Source organism: Companilactobacillus bobalius (genome assembly GCF_009764355.1).
In genome coordinates this window covers 1-1348 of the sequence record NZ_LNUA01000045.1, presented here as the reverse complement: position 1 = coordinate 1348, position 1348 = coordinate 1, and the positions used below count along the sequence as shown (strand labels likewise).

General features: G+C 38.6%; 1 protein-coding gene. It reads right to left on the bottom strand.

Annotation, left to right across the window (positions count from 1 at the left end):
• On the bottom strand, positions 1-1348 hold a 1348-nt coding region (locus ATN92_RS12590), incomplete at both ends, for a hypothetical protein (protein WP_158106789.1).

Genomic DNA, 1348 nt, shown 5'->3' with positions numbered 1-1348 from the left:
GATCAGTTGTTGCACTAGTCTTTCCACCTAGAATATCTGCTAAAGCCGCAGCCTCATCGGTATTATCAGCTGGGTAATAACTTCCAAATGTGACACTATCCACGATTGAATTATTCTTAACAATCGTATTAGTTTCTCCACCTTGTTCTGAGAAAATGTCTTCACCAGAAGTAACTGTTACATCTCCATTTAGAGTTGGAGTAAATTCGGCAGCTTCTACCGTAACCTTTTGAAGATAAGTTACCGTATTAGCATCCTTATCAATTTGAGCATCTGTAGCACCTTTGATTGTATAAGAATTCAAGGCACCTTCCGTCAAATGAAGAATAATTGTACGATAGTAAATTCCAGCTTTACCATAAACTGCTCCATTTACTGGATCAGTTGTTGCACTGATCTTTCCATCTAGAATATCAGTCAATGCCACAGTTTCATCAGTATTATCGGCTGGGTAATAATCTCCGAATGTAACCTTATCTACGAGTGAAGTGCCATTAACACCGGTAATCGTATTAGTTTCTCCACCTTGTTCTGAGGAAATGTCTTCACCAGAAGTAACTGTTACGTCTTCTTTAAGTGTTGGAGTAACCTCGGCGGCTCCCACGGTAACTGGTTGAGCAAATGTGACTGTCCCATCGCCATTATCAATGTAATCTGTTCCGCTTATTCCGTTGATTGCATAATCACTCAACAATTTACCATTGGCTAATGTTAGTGTTACTCGACGATAATATGGTTTATCTGATGTAGTTACTGTTGTGAATGCACCCGTTGTTCCATCGATATTGTTCAAAGCATTAGTTGCACTGGTGAAGTATTGATCTCCATAGGCAGTTTTATCAATGATTGAACCTGTTCCATCATTTAACGTTATATCTGTTGTCCCATTATCTGATACATTATCTGCAGTTTCGCCAACCTTAGCAGTAGCTCCTGTTATTTTAGATGTTACTTTTGGGACTGTTACAGTGACCTTTTGGAGATAAGTTACTGTATTATCATTCTTATTAATTTGGGCATCTGTAGCACCATTGATTGTATAAGAATCTAGGGCACCTTTCTTCAAGTGAAGAACAACTGTACGATAGTAATCTCCAGCTTTACCATAAACTGTTCCATTTACTGGATCAGTTGTCGTATTAGTATTATTACCACTTAAGATGTCTGCCAAAACTACAGCTTCATCGTCATTATCGGCTCGGTAATAATCTCCGAATGTAACCTTATCGACGAGTGAAGTACCATCAACTCCGGTAATCGTATTAGTTTCGTTACCTTGCTCTGAAGAAATATCTTCACCAGAAGTAACTGTTACATCTCCTTTAAGTGTTGGAGTAACTTCAGCAGT